Origin of the sequence: Burkholderia sp. CpTa8-5, from assembly GCF_017815045.1 — a bacterium.
Classification (GTDB): domain Bacteria; phylum Pseudomonadota; class Gammaproteobacteria; order Burkholderiales; family Burkholderiaceae; genus Burkholderia; species Burkholderia sola.
On the sequence record NZ_JAGIQD010000004.1, the window covers coordinates 303343 to 321936 of the forward strand.

Here is an 18594-nt window from a genome sequence, read left to right on the forward strand (position 1 = left end):
CGCCCCCCATAAACCACAAAAAAGACCGGAGACATGCGCGATGAAAAAGCGTGCCAACCTGATGTTCGCCTGCACCGTCGGCACCACGCTCGAGTGGTACGACTTCTTCGCGTTCGCCGCGTGCGCGGTGCTCGTGTTCGACAAGCAGTTCTTCGTCGTCGGCAATCCGCTCGCGGCCACGCTGCTCGCGCTCGCGACGTTCGCGGTCGGCTTCGTCGCGCGGCCGCTCGGCGGCATCGTGTTCGGGATGATCGGCGACCGCATCGGCCGCCGCAAGACGCTCGTCGTCAGTCTGCTGATGATGGGCATCAGCACGTTCTGCGTCGGCCTGTTGCCGACCTATGCGTCGATCGGCATCGCGGCGCCGCTGCTGCTCGTGCTGCTGCGGATCGTGCAGGGGATCGCGGTCGGCGGCGAAGCGACCGGGGCGATCCTGATGATCGCCGAATCGATGCCCGCCGCGCAGCGCGGCTTCTGGACCAGCTTCACGATGTTCGCCGGCCCGCTCGCGAACGTGCTGACCGCGTTCGTGATCGGGCTGGTGCAGCGGTTCTACGGCGATGCCGCATTCGTCGACTGGGCGTGGCGGATTCCGTTCTTCATCTCCGCGCTGCTCGTGATCGTCGGTTTCTGGACGCGCCGGCGCGTCGAGGAATCGGCGGCATTCGCCGAGCTGGCCGCCGCGCATCGGACGGTCGAGCGCGCGTCGCTGCGCGAAACGTGTGCGGGCAACTGGCGGCAGATGGCGCGTGCGTTCTTCGTGAAGGCCGCGGAAAACACGTTCCTGTATCTGTTCTCGACGTTCGCGCTCGGACTCGCGACCGGCTATCTGCACTTCAGCCGGCCGCAGGCGCTGTCCGCGCTGATGTGGGCGTCGGCGATCGAGGTCGTCGTCATCCTGATCGCCGCGCACGTGTCGGACCGGGTCGGACGGCGCCCGGTGCTGATCGCCGGCTTGCTCGGCGCGGCGGTCGCCGGTTGTTCGTTGTTCACGTTGTCGCCGGGCAGCGATTATGCGCATCTGCAACTCGCGTTGATCGCGTGCCTGGCCTGCCACGGCATCATTCTCGGACCGATGGCCGCGTACATGGCCGAACTGTTTCCGACGCGGGTGCGCTTTACCGCACTGTCGACCAGCTATCAGCTCGCATCGGTGCTCGGCGGGTCGATCGCCCCGATCGTCGGCACGCTGCTCGTCAGCTATACGGGCTCGGCGATCTTCGTCGCGGGTTACGCGATGCTGATGGCGCTTCCCGCGTTCGTCGCGGTGATCGCGTCGCGCGAATCGCGCGGTGAGGACATCGATTCACAGTCGATGTTCGCCGGACATGCGATGCGGACGAACGACCGGCCGCGTTCGACGCATGCGTAAAGAACGGCGGCCGCGTCATGCGGGCGAAGAAGCGGGTTGCGCGTGTGCCGGCTCGACCGGTCCGTACTAGCCCTGTTACGGCTCGTCGGCTCGAACCCGCCCTGTGCGGAAGCGGCGATCAGGTGCCGTAGACGTTCTCGCAGAGCGCGACACTCGCGCCCAGCTTCCGCGATAGATCGGCGGCCGCATCCAGTTGCGGTCGATCCAGCTCGCCCGACTCGTGCGCGACGCTGAGGCGAGACGCAGGACCGGAAAGCGTCAGCGCCGCCATGAACTTGTCGCCGGCGCCGAAGACCGGCACCGCGAACGCCGCCGTGTGCACGTCGCGCGCACCCGCGGTGAAGAGGGGCAGTGCAGGCGGCTTGTCGTAGATCGGTTCGCCGAGCCCCCAGAAGCGGATCACGTGACTGATGGCCGTGTCGTCGAGCGGCAGCTTCGTGCCCGCCAGCCGCGTTTCACGTAGACCCTCGGACGGCTCGACGCGAAACAGGCAGAGCCGCTGCCCGTTGTCGTGCACGTAGTACGATGCGCTTTCCTTCGTCAACGCGGCCAGCGCATGCAGCGCCGGTTCCACCACCGTGGACAGATGGAAGGACTGCTCGTACAGCTTGCCGAGGTACAGCACGCGATGTCCGAGCGAATAGTTGCCGGATTGCGCGCGCACGACATACCCCATTCGCTCCAGCGAATTCATCAGCCGATAGACCGTCGTCTTGTGCATGCCGGATGCCTGCGACAGCATCGCGAGCGACTGCGATTCGGCGCCGGGCTTGAAGCAGTCCAGCAGCGAAAGCGCCTTTTCCACGGCAACGACCCCGTCGTTTCCCATTCCTTCTCTCCCGTCGACATTCATTCGGGATTGTACAGAGTAAAACGATGGTTTACCACGTAAAAGGGTAAACGCCAGTGCCTTTGCGCGCGTCCTCTGGCTATAGTGGTTTCACTATGTACACCAGTGTTGTACAGAGTACAACGCACAACCCGAGGTCGAAACATGAGCAAGCCATCCGTCAGCACTTCTCCGATCAATCGCGACATCGAACGCGTCTCGCCCGAACTCGTTCAGGCGGCCGCGCGCTACCAGGCCGCGATCCTGGCCGACGTCGCGGGCCGCCGTGGCACGGTGCATGGCCGCGTGCGGCCGTTGTCGCCGAAGATGAAGGTCGCCGGCCCCGCGGTCACGGTCGAAGTCCGCGCGGGCGACAACCTCGCCATCCATGCGGCGCTCGCCGTCGCGAAGCCGGGCGACGTCGTCGTGGTCGACGGCAAGGGCGACATCTCGTGCGCGCTGCTCGGCGAAATCATGGCGGCGCAGGCGAAGGCGACCGGCATCGCCGGTATCGTCATCGACGGCGCGGTGCGCGACGCGCACGAACTGGCCAACGGCGACTATCCGATCTTCGCGGCCGGCCTCAATCCGTGCGGCCCGACCAAGAGCGTCGCGGGGCGCGTGAATGCGCCGATCTCGCTGGGCGGCACGACGGTGAATCCGGGCGATCTGGTGGTCGGCGACGCCGACGGCGTCGTCGTCATTGCGCGCGCCGACGTCGCGCGCATCGTCGATCTCGCGCAGAAAAAGCTCGACTTCGAAACCGCGCGTATCGCGGCGATCCACAAGGGCGACCTTCGCCCGGGCTGGATCGAGAAGGAGTTGCGCGCAGCCGGCATGCTGGCAGAAGGCGAGGCACTGTGATGCAGGCCGCTTCGCACAAGCCCGTGGTCCTCGTGACCGCCGCCGACCTGGCGCCGCAGGCGCTCGAGATGCTTGCGCAGTTCGACGTCGTGTTCGCCGGCAAGCAACCGACCGAGGACGACATCGTGGCGCTCTGCACCCGGCACAGGCCGGTCGCGATCATCGTCCGGTACGGCAAGGTCAACGCCCGCATCATGGATGCGGCCGAAAATCTGCAGGTGATTTCGAAGCACGGCAGCGGGATCGACGTGATCGATCAGGACGCTGCCGCCGCTCGCGGCATCGCGGTGCGCGCCGCGGTCGGCGCGAATGCGGCCGCCGTCGCCGAGCACACATGGGCGCTGCTGCTCGCGTGTGCGAAGTCGGTTCCGCAGCTCGATATGCGCATGCGCGAAGGCCATTGGGACAAATCGACGCACAAGTCCGTCGAACTCGACGGGCGCACGCTCGGCCTCGTCGGACTCGGCGCGATCGGCCGGCGCGTGGCCGCGATCGGCGCGGCGTTCGGCATGAAGGTGCTCGCGTTCGATCCGTTCGCGAAGGAAGCGCCGGCCGGTGTGAAGCTGGTGCCGCTCGACACGCTGTACGCGGAGTCGGACGTCGTGTCGCTGCATTGTCCGTTGACGGCCGACAACCGCCGGATGCTCAACCGCGACACGCTCGCGCGTTTCAAGCGCGGCGCGATGCTCGTCAATACCGCACGCGGCGGCTTGATCGACGAAGCCGCGCTTGCCGACGCGCTGGCGAGCGGCCACTTGCGCGCGGCCGGCCTCGACAGCTTCGACGTGGAGCCGATGACGGCGCCGCACCCGTTCCAGCAGATCCCCAACGTGATTCTGTCTCCGCATATCGGCGGCGTGAGCGATGCCGCGTACGTGAACATGGGGAAGGGCGCAGCCGCCAACGTTCTCGCGGTGCTGGACGAACGTGCGCACAGCGCGGCTTGAATCCCGAACATCGAGGTACACATGTTTTATCTGACAAGTCCCGACGTGCGCGAAGCCGAAGTGTTCACGCGCATGCCGGAGAAGTTTCGCAAGCCGGACGTCCGCACGGAATGGGCGCGCGCGAATCGCGGCGGCATGGTCACGGATTCCTTTCTCGAAGGGCCGGTGTGGGATCCGGACGGCTATCTGTTCGTCACCGACATTCCGCACGGGCGCATCTTCCGCATTTCGCCGTCGGGCGACTGGGATCTCGTCGTCGAATACGACGGCGAGCCCAACGGGATGAAGCGCTTCGACGCATCGCACCTGATCATCACCGACTACCGGAACGGCCTGATGCTGCTCGATATCGAGCGCGGTGAAGTTCGCCCTTATCTCGAGCGCCGCAACACCGAGCGCTTCAAGGGCGTGAACGACCTGACGTTCGACTCGGCCGGCAATATCTACTTCACCGATCAAGGGCAGACCGGGCTGCACGATCCGACGGGCCGTGTGTATCGGCTGTCGCCCGACGGCAAGCTCGACATGCTGCTCGGCACCTGCCCGAGCCCGAACGGGCTCGTGCTGTCGCGCGACGAGAAGGTGCTGTTCGTCGCGATGACGCGCGGCAATGCCGTGTGGCGCATGCCGCTGCAGACCGACGGATCGGTCACCAAGGTCAGCCAGTTCTTCACGTCCTACGGACCGAGCGGCCCCGACGGCCTCACCGTCGATCTCGAAGGCCGCCTGTTCGTCGCGAATCCGGGGCTCGGCCGCGTATGGGTGCTCAACCACTGCGCGGAGCCTGTCGAGATCCTGACCGGGCCGAAGGGGGCGTCGCTCACGAGCGTGTGCTTCGGCGGCCCGGACATGAAGACGCTCTTCATCACCGAATCGACGTCCGGTTCCGTCCTGAAAGCGGATATGAGCATTGCCGGCCCGCTGCCGAAGCAGGCGGCGAAGCAGGACTGAGACCCGCGAGCCGAGCCGGGAAGCCGCACGTCGGCCTCCCGCCCGTATGCCGAAAGATCGCGCCGCCAGCCGCGCGACGAAGGAGACAAGCATGACCATTTCGCACGCGCTGCATGCCGGCGACGACGCCCCGCACGCCGACGCGTCATCGGCGGAGCGCCTGGCCGGCGACGATTACGCGGCCAGCGAGCGCACGCTCGCGAAGGCGTTCCGGCGCATTCTGCCGTTCATCTTCGTCTGCTACGTGATCAGCTATCTCGACAGGACCAACGTCGGTTTTGCCGCGCTCACGATGAACAAGGATCTCGGTCTCACGGCCGAGCAGTTCGGTTTCGGTGCGGGCCTGTTCTTCATCGGCTATTTCCTGTTCGAGATTCCGAGCAACCTGATCATGCAGAAGGTCGGGGCGCGTGTATGGATCGCGAGAATCATGATCACGTGGGGCCTGTTCTCGATGGCGACCGCGTTCGTCGTCGGTCCGAAGAGCTTTGCGGCGGCGCGCTTTCTGCTCGGGCTCGCCGAGGCGGGGTTTACGCCCGGCATCTACCTGTATTTCACGCACTGGTTTCCCGGCAAGTGGCGCGCGAAGGTGACGGCCGCCTTCCTCGTCGGCATTCCCGTCGCGAACATGATCGGCTCGCCGATTTCCGGTGCGCTGCTCGAACTCGGCGGCCTGCACGGGTTGCGCAGCTGGCAGTGGCTGTTGCTGATCGAAGGCGTACCGGCCGTGATGCTCGGCATCGCGTGCCTGTTCGTGCTGGCCGACCGTCCCGAGAAAGCCGCGTGGCTCAGTGACGAAGAGAAGGCGTCGCTCGCGAAGCGCCTCGCGTTCGAACAGCGCGACATCGGCGCGAAACACGGCAGCAAGCTCCGCGACGCGATGACGAACTGGCGCGTATTCGTGCTCGCGTTCGTCAACTTCTGCGGGATCGTCGGCTCGCTCGGCGTCGGCTTGTGGATGCCGCAGATCATCAAGCAGTTCGGCGTCGAACACGCGGTGGTCGGTTGGCTGACGGCCATTCCGTATGCGATCGGCGCCGGTGCGATGCTCTGGTGGGCGCGTCTCGCCAATCGCGCGACCAACCGCATTCCGTATGTCGCCGGCGCACTGGCGCTCGCCGCGGTGGCGTTGTGTGCGAGCGCCTTCATTCATGCGCCGGTTTTCAAGCTGATCGCACTGTGCGTCACGGTGAGCGGGATCCTCGCGTTCCAGGCGACTTACTGGGCCATCCCGTCGGGATTCCTCACCGGCCGGGCCGCCGCGGGCGGACTCGCGCTGATCGTGTCGGTCGGCAATCTCGGTGGCTTCGTCGGGCCGTCGCTGATCGGCGCGCTCAGGCAATTCTCCGGCGGCTTCACCGCGCCGCTCATCGCCGTGTCGGGTGTGCTGTTGCTCGGCGCGTTGACCATCGTGTGGCTCGGCGATCCGGGCTCGGGCGCCGGCGAAGCGCCTGCCGCCCGCGAGCCGTGAATTTTCTCTCGCCAGAAGACCCACCCACAAAAATTAGTTTGGAGACGCCATGTTGTCGAATTCGGCCAGCCTGCATACCCGCCCGAAACCCCGCCTTGCGTTCGGGGCCGTCACCGTCGCGAGCGCGACCTTGTGGTGCGGCGCCGCGCATGCGCAAGGCAGCGTCACGCTGTACGGCATTGCCGACGTCGGTATCGAGCACATCAACAACACGACTACCGGCGGCGCGCAGACGCGCGAAGCGTCGGGCAATCTGTCCGGTTCGCGCTGGGGACTGAAGGGCGTCGAGGATCTCGGCGGCGGCATGAAGGCCATTTTCCAGCTGGAAAACGGCTTCAACATCAATGACGGCACGACCGCGCAGTCGACGAAAGGCCTCGGTTCGAATGCCGCCACGACGTCGCGGATTTTCGGCCGGCAGGCGTGGGTCGGGCTGTCGTACCGGGGTCAGCAGCTGACGTTCGGCCGCCAGAATTCGCTCTTCTACGAACAGGCCGTGGCGTTCGACCCGATGGGCGCGTCGTCGCGATACTCGGTGCTGTCGCTCGACTACGCGGCGGCCGCGCGTATCGACAATTCGGCGAAGTACACCGGCGTGTTCGGTCCGCTGACGGCGCAGGCCATGTATAGCACCCGTTACGACACCGGGTACGGCGCCGAGGTGCCGGGCGCGCAACTCACCGGCCGCTTCTTCAGCGGGGCGCTGACTTTCTCGCAAGGACCGCTCGCCGCGAGCGTGTCGTACGAGCAGCGCAACAGCAACACCGTCGCGACGAATACGGGCACCGAGCGGCGCGCGACGGCCGCCGCGTCGTATGCGATCGGACCGGTGAAGGGATTCGCCGGTTATCGCTACCTTCAGGCGTCCAACGCGTTTTTGCCGGTGAACCCGATTCGTGTCGCGAACGGTTCCGAAGCCAGCGCGGCGAACCTGTACTGGGCCGGCGCGCAATACACGGTGTCGCCGGCGTTCGTGGTCACGGCAACGGCCTATTACCAGGACGTGCATTCGACCCATGCCGATCCGTGGCTTGCCGTGCTCTGTGCGGACTATCTGCTGTCGAAGCGCACCGACATCTACGCGACGGCGGGTTTCGCGCGCAACAAGGGCGGCTCCGCGCTCGGCGTGAACGGCTACGGCACGGTCGCACCCGATCACAACCAGACGGGCGTGGTGATCGGCATGCGCCAGAAGTTCTGAGGCGAGCGCGATGCAGACCGTCCACGCGCCCCATCTGCCCATTCGGCCCGAGTGGCTCGCTTTGCGCGACGAGCCGGTGCTCGAACCCGAGCTGGCCATCGTCGACGGCCACCATCACCTGTGGGACCGACAGACCGGTCGCTATCTCGCGGACGAGTTCGGCGCGGACGTGCGCAGCGGGCATCGCATCGTGTCGACGGTCTACGTGCAGTGCCGATCGATGTTGCGTGCAAGCGGGCCGGACGCATTCAAGCCAGTGGGCGAAGTGGAATTCGCGAGCGGCATCGCCGCGATGTTCGACAGCGGCGCATACGGCCCCACGCGCTGTTGCGAGGCCATCGTCGGCGGCGCCGATCTGTCGCTCGGCGCGGAACTCGATGCGGTGCTCGACACGATGCTGCAGGTGTCCGGCGGGCGACTGCGCGGGATCCGCAATCCGCTCGCGTGGCATGCGAGCCCCGACGTGCGATCGAGCCCGGTGACGCCGCCGCGCGACCGGATGTCGGATCCGGCTTTCCGGCAGGGCGTGACGACGCTCGGCCGCTACGGGCTGTCGCTGGACGCGTGGGTCTATCACACGCAGCTCGACGACCTGTACGAACTCGCGCGCGCATCCGAGGACGTCATCGTCGTCATCGACCATTTCGCCGGCCCGGTCGGCGTGGGCCCGCATGCCGGCCGGCGTGCGGAAGTGCATGCGCAATGGAAGCGGCAACTCGCGCGTCTCGCCGCGCTGCCGAACACGCGCATGAAGCTCGGCGGCGCGGGCATGACCGTGTTCGGCTTCGACTTCGCCGCGCGCGACCTGCCGCCGTCGTCGCAGGAGTTGGCCGCGGCGTGGCAGCCGTATTTCGACACCTGCGTCGAGCTTTTCGGCGTCGATCGCTGCATGTTCGAAAGCAACTTCCCCGTCGACAAGGGGATGTTCGGCTATCGCGTGCTGTGGAACGCCTTCAAACGACTCGCGTCCGCGATGTCGGCCGATGAAAAGGCCGCGCTGTTCAGCCGGACGGCCGCCTCGACGTATCGCATCGCGAATCCCGGAGACAACCCATGAAGACGAGTGCAACCGTGGCGACGCAGGAAACCGATTCCGCCGCCGCGGAAAAAGGGCTCACGCGCGTGACCGGTATCGAGTGGCGTTCGCTGTCGCTCGCCGGCCTCGGCTGGACGTTCGAGAGCTACGACTCGTTCCTGCTGTCGCTGCTGCTGCCGACGCTCGCGCTGCAGTTCGGGCTGAGCAAGGCGCAGCTCGGCATGTTCACGAGCGTCACGGCGGCCGGACAGATCATCGGCGGCATTCTGTTCGGCTTCGTGTCGGACCGGATCGGACGCGTACGTACCGCGCTGCTCTGCGTCGGCATCTACTCGCTGTTCTCCGGCCTGATCGCATTCGCGCCCGACGCGCACTCGTTTGCCGCGCTGCGCTTTTTCGGCGCGCTCGGCATGGGCGGAACCTGGACCGCCGGCGCGGCGCTCATCGCGGAGACCTGGCACCCGAGCCGGCGCGGCAAAGGTGGCGCGCTGATGCAGATGGGCTTGCCGATCGGCGCGATTCTCGCGATCGCGATCTCGGGCATCGTCGGCACCGCGCATGGCGGATTGGCCGGCGACAGCTGGCGTCTGCTGTTCCTGATCGGCGCGTCGCCGTTCTTCATTCTGTTCTGGGTCGCACGCAAGACGCCGGAATCGCCGATCTGGCTCGAGCGCAAGCATGCGAAATCGCAGGCCCGCAAGCTCGACACCGCAAGTCGCGAGAAGCTGAACGTGCGCGGCCTGCTCACCGCGTTCTGCTTCATCTTCTTTCTGCAGTACCTGTACTGGGGCGTATTCACGTGGACACCGACGTTTCTCATCACGGTGAAGCATCTCGACTTCGTGCATAGCCTGAAGTTCGTGCTGGCGCTGCAGTTCGGCGCGATCGCCGGGTTTCTGCTGTTCTCGGCATGGGTCGACCGGCTCGGCCGGCGGCCGATGTTCCTGGCCTATCTGCTGGTCGGCGCGATGGCCGTCGGCGTGTACATCGTGTCGGCGAATCCGTGGCTGCTGATGACCGCGATCTTTCTGACCGGGTTCAGCGTGAACGGCATCTTCGCGGGTGCCGGCCCGTTCCTCGCGGAGATCATCGGCAACACGGCATCGCGCGGGTTCTTCATGGGTCTCGCGTACAACGGCGGCCGGCTCGGCGGTTTCATCGCGCCGTTGGTCATCGGTTCGCTGGCGTCGACGTCGGGCGGCTTCGTGCTCGGACTCGCGACGACGATCGTCGCGTTCATCGCCGCGGCGGCAGTCGTGCTGTTCGCGCCCGAAACGCGCGGAAAGGCGCTGTCATGAACGTGGCAACGCAAGCCGGGTGGGTGAACAGGCTGTTTCCCGCGCTGTCGGAGGCGTCGCTGCGGCGCTACCTGAGCGGGCAGGTAGCGTCGGTGCTCGGCAGTTGGACGCAGAACGTCACGCTCAATCTGCTGATCTATCACCTGTCCGGCTCGGGAGCGATCCTCGCGCTGCTCAACTTTCTGCTGTACGGGCCGCAGTTGATCGTCGCGCCGGTGGCGGGTTCGCGCATCAGCTCGGCCAACGCGCGCCGCGTGACGCTAGGCGTGTTGACGACGTCGCTGCTGCTGACGGGCAGCCTTTTCACGTGGTCGCTGCTCGGCCTGCTCGGCGTGAAGCTGATCCTCGCGCATGCGCTCGCGATCGGTGTGTCGAGCGCGGTGGAAACGCCCGCGCGGCAGGTATTGCTGCTGACGAGCCTGCAGGATGCGACGCACACGTCCAACGCGGTCGCGATGAACACGATGGTCTACAACGTCGGGCGCATGGTCGGCCCGACCATCGCCGGATTCGTCTATCCGACGGTGGGCCCCAGGGCGTCGTTTGCGATCTATGCGCTCGCGCTGTGCTTCATGGCGACGTGCGTGCGCTCGATCCGGACCGCGTCGGCGGACCGCCCGTCGCGCGCGGAGAGCGGCCTGCGCGACGCGGTCGGCTATGTGCTGTCCGATGCGTTCTCGGCCCGCTATCTGCCGATTCTCGCGTGCATCGGCCTGTTCGCCGGCAGCTACCAGACGCTCGTGCCGCTGCTCGCGGACCAGGGCTTTCACGACGCGGCGCGCTTTACCGGCGTGTTCTTCGCGTGCGCCGGCGCCGGCTCGTTGAGCGCGGCGGTGCTGCTGTCGTCGGCGTTCGGGCCGCGCGCGTCGCGTCGGCTCATCGCGTATGCGCCGTGGACGGCCGTCGGCGCGCTGGCCGTGCTGGCCGCGACGACCGATGCGGCGGGATCGATTCCCGCGTTCTATGCACTCGGCTTCAGCCTCACGTTCGCGGCCACGTCGACGAACGCGACCATTCAGCGCCAGTGTCCGGAGCACGTGCGCGGCGGGCTCGTCGGGATGTACGGCATGGCCTACAACGGCACGATGCCGTTCGGTTATCTGCTCGTCGGCAGCGCATCCGAGGCGCTCGGCGTGCGACACACCTTCGCCGCCATGGCCGCCGTGCTCGCGTGCGGCGTCGTGGCGATCATCGCGTGGCAACGGTTCACAGGAACGCGCTCAGGCGCACAATAAACGGAGACAACATGCAAACCGGTTTCATGGACGCGTCCGCGATCGAGCGCCGGACCATACGAAAGGTCGTCTGGCGACTCATTCCCTTTTTGATGATCTGCTACCTACTTGCCTTCATCGACCGCGGTAACGTGGGGATGGCGTCGCTGCAGATGAACCACGACCTCGGGATGTCGGCGCAGGTCTTCGGTTTCGGCAGTAGCCTGTTCTTCATTTCGTACTTCTTTTGCGAAGTACCGAGCAATCTCGCGCTGCAGAAATACGGCGCGCGGATCTGGATCGCGCGAATCATGATCACGTGGGGCATCGTGTCGGCGGCGACCGCGCTCGTGCACAACGCGACGACGTTCTACGTGCTGCGTTTCCTGCTGGGCGCGGCCGAGGCCGGCTTCTTCCCCGGCGTGCTGCTTTATCTGTCGTACTGGATTCCCACGCAGTATCGTGCGCGGATCGTCGCGACGTTCATGGTCGCGATTCCGGCCGCGAGCTTCATCGGCTCGCCGATCTCCGCGCTGCTGCTGCAGATGGACGGCGTCTGGGGCCTGCGCGGATGGCACTGGCTGTTCATCCTCGAAGGCATTCCGACCGTGCTGCTCGGCATCGCGTGCCTGTTCGTGCTGACGAACAAGCCGGACGACGCGAGGTGGCTCGACGACGACGAGCGCGCATGGCTCACGACCGCGCTGGCCGCCGGCCACAAGACGCGCAAGAAGGTGCCGTCGCTGCCGCTCGCGCAGCTGTTCCGCAACCGCTACGTGCTGTGCCTCGCGCTCGTCGACACGTGCGCTTCCGCGGCAGGCAGCACGCTGTCCGTGTGGCAGCCGCAGTTGCTGAAGTCGTTCGGCCTGACCGTCATGGAAACCGGCCTGCTGAACTCGGTGCCGTACGCCGTGGCCTCGGTCCTGATGGTCTACTGGGGACGGCGCTCGGATCGCGTCGGCGAACGCCGCTGGCACACGGTCGTGCCGATGCTGCTGATCGGCGTGGGCCTGTTCGCGACGTCGCTGAGCGGATCGCTGCTGCCGACGGTCTGCATGCTGTGCGCGGTGCTGGTCGGCGCGTATTCGTTCAAGGGCCCGTTCTGGGCGCTCGCGACCGACATGCTGTCCAACAGCACCGTGGCGGCCGGGCTCGCGACGGTCAACGCGATCGCGAATCTGCTCGGCGGCGGGCTGATGGTGAACGTGTACGGGTGGGTGAAGGCGGCGACGGGCAGCTACGCGCTCGCGTTGATGCCGCTCGCGATCCTCACGCTCGTGAGCGTCGCGACGTTGCTGCTGCTCACGCGCAATCATGCGGCCGGCAAGCTGGTCGGCAAGACGGGGACCATCTGATCATGGCGCGCATCGCGAGACGCGGGTTTCTCCGGATCGCCGGCGCGACGCTGGCTTCGGCTGCATTGCCGAGGCCGGCCGCTGCCGACGAAACGTGGTCGAGCGGCAACGAGCGGCCGGCGTTCCGGTTGCCCGAAGGGGCGATCGACTGTCACATGCACATCTACGACGACCGGTTTCCGGTCGCGCCGGGTACGACGCTGCGGCCCCCGAATGCGACCGTCGCGCAATACCGAAGCGTGCAGGCGCGTATCGGCGTGAAGCGCAACGTGGTCGTGACGCCGTCGACGTACGGGACGGACAATCGCTGCACGCTGGCGGCGATCGCGCAGTTCGGCGCCGACGCACGCGGTGTCGCTGTCGTCGACGGCACCGTGAGCGACGACGAACTTCGGGCGCTCGATCGCGGCGGCATCCGTGCGATCCGGTTCAACCTCAGCTATCCGGGCGCGACGACGCTCGACATGCTCGCGCCGCTCGCCGAGCGCATTGCGAAGCTCGGATGGCACATCGAGTTGGTGGTGCAGGGCGCGCGGCTGCCGGAGCTGGAGCCGCATCTTGCAGCGTTGCCTTGTCCGCTCGTCATCGACCATATCGCGCATGTGCCGCAGCCGGACGGGCTGTCATCGGCCGCGTTTCGCGCCGCGCAACGCCTCGTCGAAAAGGGTCATACGTGGATCACGTTGTCGGGGCCGTACGTCGACAGCAAGACGGGGGCGCCCGCCTACGACGACGTCGCGCCGGTCGCGAAGGCACTGATCGACATGGCGCCGGAACGCATGCTGTGGGGTACCGACTGGCCGCACCCGACGCAGAAGCCGGACAAGCCGGACGACGCAAGCATGCTGGACGTGATCGCCGGCTGGATCGGGCGTCCGGACTGGCAGCAATTGATATTCGTCACCAACCCTGCGAAGTTGTACGGATTTGCATAGCCCAATGCGGTGGGCGGGCATCGGCGCGACCCGACAGCGGGTACGTCGTCAATGGCGTGCCGCATACGAAGCAAAGACCTTCTTCAGGTATGCCAGGAATACTTTGACGGCCGGGCTACTCCGGCGGCTCTCGGGCCAAAGCGCGGTGATAGTGGAGCGTGGTTCGACGAACTCGGTGAGGATCGGCACAAGCTCCCCGCGCCGAACGTACGATGCAGCGACATACGTCGGTGAAATTCCCACGCCACCACCAGCCGCGATGACAGCAGCCACCGCGTCGCTGGTATCGACAACGATACCCGCATCCGGCGTGAGGCTGAGCGACCCTTCACCCGTGGCAAAAGTCCAGCGAAGCACTTGTCCCGAACTTTGAAAACGAAAGTTCACGCAATCGTGATCCACGAGGTCGTCGGGATGTCTGGGAACACCGCGGTTGGCGAGGTAGTCCGGAGATGCGTAGGCGCCGATGTAGTGAGGGGAAAGCGCTCGCGAGACCAGACGAGAGCCCGCGAGATCACCCACGCGAACAGCCACATCGATGCCTTCACCGACAAGGTCGACGAAATGATCACCGAGGCGCAGGTCGATCGACAGCTTTGGAAAGCGCTCGCGAAACGCGGGTAGGGCGGGCGCGATGAGATGAACCCCGATGGGGAGCGGCGCGGTCACTTTCAGGATGCCCGCAGGCTCGGATCGCGCCGAGGCAGCAGCCTGTTCGATCGCCTCCATTTCCGACAGCAGGCGCAGCGTGCGTTCATGCAAGTCGCGCCCCTCCTGAGTCAGCGTCAATGACCGTGTCGTGCGGTTGAACAGTTTGATCTCGAAGTGACGCTCCAGGCGCTGGATACTTTTGCTCACAGCGGAAGGCGTTACGCCAAGCGCGCGCGCCGCAGCGGAATAGCTTCCTAACGATGCCGCGCGGCTAAATGCGATGAGACCGGTGAGGCGGTCCAGGCTGATTTGTTCCATGGCGGAAATATAGAAGCGAATGCGGCGCTGATTATCAATGTCCGCTGCCAAGTATAGAGTGCACTGCACGGCGCCGTCTTGAGTTGCGCCGGCTGACAGGGCCCACTTCATGAACTCCGATTTCGATTCGCATTCACTCGAGAGCAAGTCCGTCCTCATCTTCGGCGGAACGTCCGGAATCGGCCTTTCCGCGGCCAAACAGGCCAAGGCCGCCGGTGCAAGCGTCACGGTTGTCGGGTTCAACCCGGAGGGCGCCGAACAGGTCGCGATCGAGAATGGATTCGCGGGTTGGCGGAGCGCCGACGTGACCAAGCCGGAGACCATCGTCGCGGCATTGGCGGACATCGCTCACGTCGACCATCTCGTTCTCCTCGCGGGAACCTTCGTGGCAGGCAAGGTACTCGAGGCGGACGTCGACTATCTACGGCGGGCGTTCGACGAGCGCGTTTGGGCAGCCGTCCATACCTTGCGCGCATTGGGTGACCGTCTGGCGGCCGATGCCTCCGTCACGTTCATTTCCGGCGTGTTGGCCGATCGACCCAACGCCTATGGCACAGCCATTCTTGCGTCCGCGTCGGCCGCGATGGAGGCGCTGGCCAGGGGGCTGGTTCTCGAACTTGCGCCTCGCCGTGTCAACACCGTTTCGCCCGGCACCACCGATACACCGTTGCTGGCTCGCACGCTCGGCGAAGGGCGTGACGCGTACGTCAACGCATTGAAGGACAAATTGCCGCTGCACCGTTTGGGAACCGCCGAAGAAGTGGGCGCTGCCGTGGTGTTCCTCATGAGCAATGGATCCATGAACGGCGAGACGATTCATGTCGACGGCGGCGCGCGCCTTGTCTGAGTCGGATAAAGAGTTGCCGGCATTTCCACGTTGGCAAAAACGAGAAGGAGGTTCGGGTGCCTACGCTCTTCGATCCGTTGCGACTCGGTGCGATTGAAGCGCCCAACCGTATCTTCATGGCGCCGATGACGCGTGCGCGGGGAACGCGCGAACACGTACCGACCGCGATGATGGCGGACTATTACAGTCAGCGTGCGTCCGCGGGGCTCATCATCTCGGAGGCGATCGGCATCTCCCGGCAGGGCCTGGGATGGCCTTACGCCACCGGGCTGTGGACAACTGCGCAAATTGCCGGCTGGCGCACGGTGACCGATGCCGTGCACGAAGCGGGTGGTCGCATCATCGCTCAGCTTTGGCATATGGGGCGAGTCGTGCATCCGAGCTTTCTGGATGGCGCACCGCCGGTCTCCTCGTCTGAGACTACGGCGCCCGGCCATGCTCACACCTACTCGGGCAAGCAGCCCTACACGCAGGCACGCGCACTCAAGACAAACGAAATTCCCGCGGTTGTCGAGCAGTTCGCCGCCGCAGCGCGGAATGCGCTGCAGGCCGGCTTCGACGGCGTACAGCTGCATGCGTCGAACGGTTATCTGATCGATCAATTCCTGCGAGACAGTGCCAACTTCCGCAGCGACGCGTATGGCGGATCGATCTCGAATCGGCTCAGGCTTCTCATCGAGGCAACCCGGGCTGTCGCGGATGTAGCGGGTCCCGGCCGTACCAGCGTTCGTCTGTCTCCCAACGGCGAAACCCAGGGCGTGCGTGACAGCGATCCCTTGCCGTTGTTTGTCGCGGCCGCCGAGGCGCTATCCGCGGTAGGGATCGGATTCCTGGAACTGCGTGAGCCTCCGCTGAACGGCAGTTTCGGCGTCGGCTACCTCGATCCGCTCGCTGCGAAAATTCGACCGGCTTTCAAAGGACCGCTGGTGCTCAACTCGGATTTCGACGCCATTCGCGCTCAGGCGGAACTCGATGCGGGCGTTGGCGACGCCGTTACGTTCGGGCGCTCGTTCATCTCCAATCCGGATTTCCCCCGGCGTCTGGCCGAAGCGATTCCGCTCGCGTCGGACGACCCGGCAACGTGGTTCACGCAAGACGCGGAGGGCTACATCGATTACCCGTTCGCGGCGTCGACGTAACTCTGCCTTCCTGAAGCGGACTCGCGATCGGGCGGCACCCGTGTACGTCCCTTTCGCCTGCCGGCCGCATTCGGGCGACAACCACCCGAGATCGCGCTTGCCACGACGACTTCCGCAGCAACCGTTACTTCCCTGCAACCGTACGAAAGGAAAACGATCATGTCATTCATTACCACGCGAGACGGCGTCGACATTTTCTACAAGGACTGGGGGCCCACGGATGCTCAGCCGATCGTGTTCCATCACGGTTGGCCACTCTCCGCGGATGACTGGGATGCCCAGATGCTCTTCTTCCTGTCGAACGGGTATCGCGTCGTTGCCCACGACCGGCGCGGACACGGGCGCTCGTCGCAGGTAGCCGAAGGTCACGACATGGATCATTACGCAGCGGACGTGTTTGCGCTCGTCGAGACGCTGGACCTCAGGAATGCCGTGCATATCGGCCATTCCACCGGTGGCGGCGAAGTCGCGCGCTATGTTGCAAGACACGGCGGGCCGGCGGGGCGAGTCGCCAAGGCAATTCTTGTGAGCGCCGTGACGCCGCTGATGCTGAAGACGCCATCGAATCCCGAAGGCCTGCCGCAGGATGTTTTCGACGGGCTACGCAAGGGGCTCGCCGAAAATCGCGGGCAGTTCTTCGTAGACGTGCCCGCGGGTCCGTTCTACGGGTTCAACCGTCCGGACGCGACCGTTTATCCGGGCGTGATCCAGAACTGGTGGCGCCAGGGAATGATGGGTAGCGCGAAAGCCCACTACGACGGTATCGAGGCGTTTTCGGAAACGGACCAGACCGAAGATCTCCAGTTGATCGACGTGCCGACGCTGGTGCTTCACGGCGAAGACGACCAGATCGTCCCGTACAGAGACGCGGCGCTCAAGACAATCAAGCTGTTGAAGAACGGCACGCTGAAGACGTTCCCGGGCTTCTCTCATGGGATGTTGACCGTCAACGCAGGTGTCTTGAACCCAGAATTGCTGGCATTCGTTCAAGGCTAAGACCGGCGGTACATGGAGACCCTGCCTGTGCGCCATGTACCGCGCCTGCTTTCCACCCCCTAGTCCGTGGAGCCGAGATGACTACCGATGTTTTGACTGTGGCGCTTCGCTTCTTTTCGCTTTGGACGGAGAACCGCATCGACGACGCACTGTCGATGCTCTCCGATGATGTCCTCTACGATAACGTTCCGTTCCCCGACATCGTTGGACGGGACAATGTCCGCAAATTCCACGGCGACTTCGGGATCGGTACGACGTTCAAGGCCGACTGGACGGTGACCCATATCGCCGCAGCGGGAAACGTCGTTCTCAATGAGCGGATCGACGTCTTTCAACACGCATCAGGCGGAAAAATCAGGCTTCCTGTGATGGGCACACTCACCATCGTCGATGATCGAATCACGGTTTGGCGAGACTACTTCGATCCCGCGGACTTCGATCGGCAGTTGAGCGCAATCAAGCAGTAGTCTTGAACTGCAGCCGCGGATCACGCAATCCATTGCAGACGCGAGGATCATCTCGGCGCTATTCCCCGGCCGTTTCGAGCCACGCCACTGCGGCTTGTAGACATCGTCGCCAACTTGCACGAGTTCGCCACTCAATGCACAGCGCCCCTTGCGCCGTGATTTCGCGTTGACCCAGCGCTGCTCGTCATAGCGACAGCGTGTCGAGTCGCTCCACGACACGAGGACCGTCGACCCATTCAGACGCTCGACGGCGACGATGGCCCTGGCGACTTCGTCAATACCGTTCGCCCGGACGCCGGTTTCGTTCGGCTCTCGCGCTCCGATCACATTGCCGCGCCCCTGCTCCGGCACACGTGTTCCACCGTCGAGCATGGACGCAAGCTCCGCGATCATCTGTTCCCAGGGACTGAAGTCGTTCATGCCATGCATCTTCGAAAATGGTGTGAGAGATGCGTCCCCTCAACTAGCGGCCGGGATATGGCCGCTTTTCAGTGATGCGCGCGGTATGCCACCCAGTCGATCGGCGAATGACAGTTATTGTTTTCGCTTAAGGACGTTCACGACAGCGTGGAGGATACGACGTCTATTTTTTATTGAAAATTGGCGTAGGACTCCGATGTGTCATTCCACGATGGAACAGGTCAGGGATGAGCGCTTGCGCGTTGGGCCGAGGTTCCTGACGAAGGGGGTTACCCGACGCATC

The 18594-nt window shown here is 65.1% G+C and carries 17 protein-coding genes and 1 pseudogene; 15 read left to right on the forward strand and 3 right to left on the reverse strand.

Translation table 11 applies throughout. The features are described from left to right. Positions 1 to 40 precede the first annotated feature (40 nt). Positions 41 to 1372, forward strand: coding sequence for an MFS transporter (locus J8I35_RS09375; RefSeq protein WP_050012116.1), 1332 nt, complete (start codon positions 41 to 43; stop codon positions 1370 to 1372). A 118-nt stretch (positions 1373 to 1490) separates the two neighbouring features. On the opposite strand, the gene J8I35_RS09380 is transcribed toward J8I35_RS09375, so the two are convergent. After that, positions 1491 to 2201: an IclR family transcriptional regulator gene (locus tag J8I35_RS09380; protein ID WP_209925081.1), complete on the reverse strand. Its 711-nt coding sequence runs from the start codon at positions 2199 to 2201 to the stop codon at positions 1491 to 1493. A gap of 165 nt (positions 2202 to 2366) precedes the next feature. Here J8I35_RS09380 and J8I35_RS09385 point away from each other — a divergent pair, with 165 nt between their 5' ends. From J8I35_RS09385 to J8I35_RS09430, 10 genes are all read left to right on the forward strand, one after another. Continuing rightward, a complete protein-coding gene (locus J8I35_RS09385) occupies positions 2367 to 3065 on the forward strand; it encodes an RraA family protein (RefSeq protein WP_175973987.1) in 699 nt (232 codons plus the stop codon). Further along, positions 3065 to 4012 (forward strand): hydroxyacid dehydrogenase, encoded by a 948-nt coding sequence (locus tag J8I35_RS09390; RefSeq protein WP_209925083.1) that lies wholly within the window; start codon positions 3065 to 3067, stop codon positions 4010 to 4012. Before J8I35_RS09385 ends, J8I35_RS09390 begins: the two co-directional genes overlap by 1 nt. A gap of 21 nt (positions 4013 to 4033) precedes the next feature. Next, positions 4034 to 4963, forward strand: a complete 930-nt coding sequence (locus tag J8I35_RS09395; RefSeq protein WP_209925085.1) for an SMP-30/gluconolactonase/LRE family protein — start codon at positions 4034 to 4036, stop codon at positions 4961 to 4963. Between the two features lie 91 nt (positions 4964 to 5054). Beyond that, on the forward strand, positions 5055 to 6434 hold the full coding sequence (locus J8I35_RS09400) for an MFS transporter (RefSeq protein ID WP_209925086.1): 1380 nt from the start codon (positions 5055 to 5057) through the stop codon (positions 6432 to 6434). Between the two features lie 49 nt (positions 6435 to 6483). Next, on the forward strand, positions 6484 to 7635 hold the full coding sequence (locus J8I35_RS09405; RefSeq protein ID WP_209925088.1) for a porin: 1152 nt from the start codon (positions 6484 to 6486) through the stop codon (positions 7633 to 7635). A gap of 10 nt (positions 7636 to 7645) precedes the next feature. Beyond that, positions 7646 to 8692: an amidohydrolase family protein gene (locus J8I35_RS09410; protein WP_209925089.1), complete on the forward strand. Its 1047-nt coding sequence runs from the start codon at positions 7646 to 7648 to the stop codon at positions 8690 to 8692. Continuing rightward, on the forward strand, positions 8689 to 9969 hold the full coding sequence (locus tag J8I35_RS09415; RefSeq protein WP_209925090.1) for an MFS transporter: 1281 nt from the start codon (positions 8689 to 8691) through the stop codon (positions 9967 to 9969). Before J8I35_RS09410 ends, J8I35_RS09415 begins: the two co-directional genes overlap by 4 nt. Then, positions 9966 to 11204 (forward strand): MFS transporter, encoded by a 1239-nt coding sequence (locus J8I35_RS09420; protein WP_209925091.1) that lies wholly within the window; start codon positions 9966 to 9968, stop codon positions 11202 to 11204. The genes J8I35_RS09415 and J8I35_RS09420 overlap by 4 nt, the downstream gene beginning before the upstream one ends. Before the next feature lie 11 nt (positions 11205 to 11215). Beyond that, entirely contained in the window at positions 11216 to 12538 is a 1323-nt protein-coding gene (locus tag J8I35_RS09425; RefSeq protein ID WP_209925092.1) for an MFS transporter, read from the forward strand. A 2-nt stretch (positions 12539 to 12540) separates the two neighbouring features. Beyond that, positions 12541 to 13473, forward strand: a complete 933-nt coding sequence (locus J8I35_RS09430; RefSeq protein WP_209925093.1) for an amidohydrolase family protein — start codon at positions 12541 to 12543, stop codon at positions 13471 to 13473. 48 nt (positions 13474 to 13521) lie between these two features. Here the strand turns inward: J8I35_RS09430 and J8I35_RS09435 are convergent, their stop codons facing one another. Next, complete coding sequence (locus tag J8I35_RS09435) at positions 13522 to 14442, reverse strand: LysR family transcriptional regulator (RefSeq protein ID WP_209925173.1); 921 nt, start codon at positions 14440 to 14442, stop codon at positions 13522 to 13524. A 109-nt stretch (positions 14443 to 14551) separates the two neighbouring features. Between J8I35_RS09435 and J8I35_RS09440 the strand changes: the two genes are divergently transcribed. The 4 genes from J8I35_RS09440 (at position 14552) to J8I35_RS09455 (ending at position 17891) form a co-directional block, all read left to right on the forward strand. Next, complete coding sequence (locus tag J8I35_RS09440) at positions 14552 to 15289, forward strand: SDR family oxidoreductase (RefSeq protein WP_089470702.1); 738 nt, start codon at positions 14552 to 14554, stop codon at positions 15287 to 15289. Between the two features lie 56 nt (positions 15290 to 15345). Next, complete coding sequence (locus J8I35_RS09445) at positions 15346 to 16428, forward strand: alkene reductase (RefSeq protein WP_209925094.1); 1083 nt, start codon at positions 15346 to 15348, stop codon at positions 16426 to 16428. A gap of 159 nt (positions 16429 to 16587) precedes the next feature. Next, complete coding sequence (locus J8I35_RS09450) at positions 16588 to 17424, forward strand: alpha/beta hydrolase (RefSeq protein ID WP_209925095.1); 837 nt, start codon at positions 16588 to 16590, stop codon at positions 17422 to 17424. A gap of 77 nt (positions 17425 to 17501) precedes the next feature. Next, a complete protein-coding gene (locus J8I35_RS09455) occupies positions 17502 to 17891 on the forward strand; it encodes a limonene-1,2-epoxide hydrolase family protein (protein ID WP_209925097.1) in 390 nt (129 codons plus the stop codon). A 39-nt stretch (positions 17892 to 17930) separates the two neighbouring features. Here J8I35_RS09455 and J8I35_RS09460 read toward each other — a convergent pair. Further along, positions 17931 to 18320 (reverse strand): annotated as a pseudogene (locus J8I35_RS09460) (DUF3331 domain-containing protein); the annotation flags it as partial. Between the last annotated feature and the right edge of the window lie 274 nt (positions 18321 to 18594).